Origin of the sequence: Halorubrum tibetense (assembly GCF_042661865.1) — an archaeon.
Taxonomy (GTDB): domain Archaea; phylum Halobacteriota; class Halobacteria; order Halobacteriales; family Haloferacaceae; genus Halorubrum; species Halorubrum tibetense.
Genome location: NZ_JBHSWW010000295.1, coordinates 1 through 2,899, shown reverse-complemented (window position 1 = coordinate 2,899; position 2,899 = coordinate 1). Strand labels below are relative to the sequence as shown.

Genomic DNA, 2,899 nt, shown 5'->3' with positions numbered 1-2,899 from the left:
GCCGCTGCCGGGTGAGTCGCCGCCGAACCCGCCACCGTCGCCCGTGACGGCGGTGTCGAGCGTCGCTGCCGCGACGCCGAGGGCGACGACCGCGAGGAGGGCTAAAACGACCGCAGCGAGGGTCTCTCGCTTCACGGCGATAGATACGGGCTCCGGTGGGTATACCTTTCGCCAACGTTCGGTCGTCCGCGCCGTCGGCGATCACCCGTCCGCGCCGTCGACGACCCCGTCGAGCCGAGTCGTCGGGAACAGCCCGGTGATCTCCGGTTGCTCGGCGGCGTCGACCGGGGTCTCCACGAGCCGATAGGCGTTCCCGTCACGCTCGACGACGCCGGCAGCCGCGAGGTGGTCGAGATGGGCGAACGCCTCGCCGGGGCCGTGGAGGATATGGATGGCCTCGAGCTCGCCGAACAGCGCCGCCGACACCTCCCAGGCGGTCGCCGGACCCTCCGCGAGCACGTCGAGGCCGCGCCGGGTTCGGTGGCGGTGATGATCGAGGATCTCCGCGGCCCGTCGGCTCGGCTCGTCGATCCGCTCGCGGTGTCCCGGGTGTGCGGCGTCCCAGTCGCGTTCGACGATCCGCGCGAGGCTATCGGCGTACTTCCCGAGCGGGTCGTCGACGCGGACGTCCGCGCCACCGACGTTCGGCGTGTACCGCGGTAAGAGCGCGTCGCCGGTGAACGCCTCCGCGAACCGTCGTCCGTCTTCGTGGCGATCCGACGCGGCCGACTCGTCGTCCGCGACATCGGATCTGGCGGCGGCGTCCGATTCGCCCGGTAGCTCCCGCGGATCGAACGCGAACGCCGACAGGCCGGCAGTGTGGCCCGGCAGGTGGACCGCTTCGAGCGCGAGTCCCCCGATGTCGAAGGTATCGCCGTCCGTGAACGTCGTGACGGTCGCGTCGCGACCGCGGAGCCCGCGTCCGACCGCGGCGTAGAACGACTGCAGGCGCTCTCGCGCCTCCGCCGGCATCCCCCAGCGGTCGAAGACGGCCGTCTGCGCGTCGGGGTCCTCCGCGAACGCCGTTTCACTCCCGTCAACCAGCGACGCGTCGGCCGCGTGGACGAACACGTCGGCGTCGCCCGCCGCCTGTATCTCGCCGGCGAGCCCGGCGTGGTCCGGGTGCCAGTGGGTGAGGAACACCCGGTCCACGTCCGCGAACGCGACGCCGTGTGCCGCGAGCCCGTCGCGGAGCTCCTCACGGGTGTCGGGCGTCGCGACGCCGGTGTCGATGAGCGTGGTCTCGTCCGTATCGAGCAAGTAGGCGTCGTTTTCGCCCTCGAAAACGGTGTTCCCGAGCTGGATGCGTTTCACGGCCGTGGATCGTCGGGCTCCCTTTTGAGGGTTGCTACCCGGTCACGCCGGTGAACTCGAAGCGAGCGCCGCCCCGTTCGGTCGTGTCCTCGTCGCTGTCGTCTCCGTCCGCCTCGTCGCCGGCGGCGTCGGTGGCCTCGGTGGCGTCAGTCACTCGCGCGTCCCAACCGTGGGCGTCCGCCACCTGCTCGACGATGCGGAGGCCGAACCCCGTCCCCTCCGGCGTCGTGGTGTAGCCGCTTTCGAACACGCGCTCGCGGTCGTCGGGCGGGATCCCCGGTCCGTCGTCGGCGACGTAAAAGCCGTTTTCGAGGTCGCCGACCGTGACGGTCACGTCCTCGCCGCCGTGTTCGATCGCGTTGCGGAACAGGTTCTCCGCGAGCCGTTCCAGCCGGCTCCGGTCGCCCGAGAGGCTCCGGTCCGTCCGAACGTCGAGGATCGCCTCCGCGGTGGCCACGTTCCGCCACGCGTCCGTCGCGAGCGATGCGAGGTCGACGACCTCTCCGTCGTCGACGTCGTCGTCAGCCCGTGCCAGAAGGAGGAGGTCATCGATGAGCTGCCGCATCCGACCGTGTGCGTGGGCGATCTCCTCGACGTGCGTCTCCAGGGCGGCGGTCTCGTCGTCCGAGTCGGCCGGGTCGTCCGAGTCGACAGACCCCTCCGCCCCCGGGGGCTCGCGAAGCTCCCGGAGGGCTCCCTCGAGGAGGTCGAGCCGACCTTCCGCGACGGACAGCGGGTTCCGGAGGTCGTGGCTCACGACCCTCGCGAACTCGTCGAGCCGCTCGTTCTTCCGACGGAGCGACTCCTCGCGTCGCTTCCGGTCCGTGATATCGCGGATAACGCCCACTCGGTCGAGCGTCTCCCCGTCCGCTTTCACCTTCGTGAACCGCATCTCCACCGGGAACCGCTCCCCGTCCGCCGTCAGGAAGTCGTACTCGATGACGCCCACGTCGCGGTCGCCGTCGGCGAGCTCGGCGCGCGCCCGTTTCGCCTTCGCCGCCGTCTCGTCCGTGACCCAGTCGTAGATGTCCGTCCCGATCAGGGTCTCGCGATCCACGCCCTTCATCTCCGCGTACCGGTCGTTGACGTACGCGATGCTCCCGTCCGGCTCGATGGCGTAGACGGCGTCGTCGAGCGAGTCGAGGATCGTCTCGTACCGGCGGAGCGCCCTGTCACGGGCGGGTCGGTCGGCCATACGCGTTCGTCGCACGCTTCGACCTGTCGAGGCATAAACACCGGGTTCCCGAGACATCCCGTTGTCGTCGGGCGGGCCGTCGACACGTCCTCCGGATCACCCGGTTTTTGTTCGCCGGTCACCTCGCGTCGGTATGGAGTACGAACCCGGGGTCTGCAATATCGGACCGGCCCAGCAACGGCGACGCCTCCTGCTGGGCGTCGGATCGCTTCTCGCCGCCGCCGTCCTCGTCGCGGCCGTGGTGACGGTCGAGTGGCCGCGCTGGGCGCTCCTGGCCGTCGTGTTCCCGCTGTACGGGACCGCGCTGGGGTTCATCCAGTACCGCGAGCGGTTCTGCGTCGGCTTCGCCGGGATCGGCGCGTTCGACGTGGGCGACGGGACGACCGAGGT

The 2,899-nt window shown here is 70.5% G+C and carries 3 protein-coding genes; 1 reads left to right on the top strand and 2 read right to left on the bottom strand.

Annotation, left to right across the window (positions count from 1 at the left end; genetic code table 11):
• Nucleotides 1-201 precede the first annotated feature (201 nt).
• Nucleotides 202-1,314, bottom strand: coding sequence for an MBL fold metallo-hydrolase (locus ACFQEU_RS13950; protein ID WP_379783126.1), 1,113 nt, complete (start codon nt 1,312-1,314; stop codon nt 202-204).
• 34 nt (nt 1,315-1,348) lie between these two features.
• Entirely contained in the window at nt 1,349-2,509 is a 1,161-nt protein-coding gene (locus ACFQEU_RS13945) for a PAS domain S-box protein (RefSeq protein WP_379783125.1), read from the bottom strand.
• A gap of 133 nt (nt 2,510-2,642) precedes the next feature.
• Between ACFQEU_RS13945 and ACFQEU_RS13940 the strand changes: the two genes are divergently transcribed.
• Nucleotides 2,643-2,899 (top strand): hypothetical protein (locus tag ACFQEU_RS13940; RefSeq protein ID WP_379783124.1); only part of this gene is annotated, 257 nt, incomplete at its 3' end.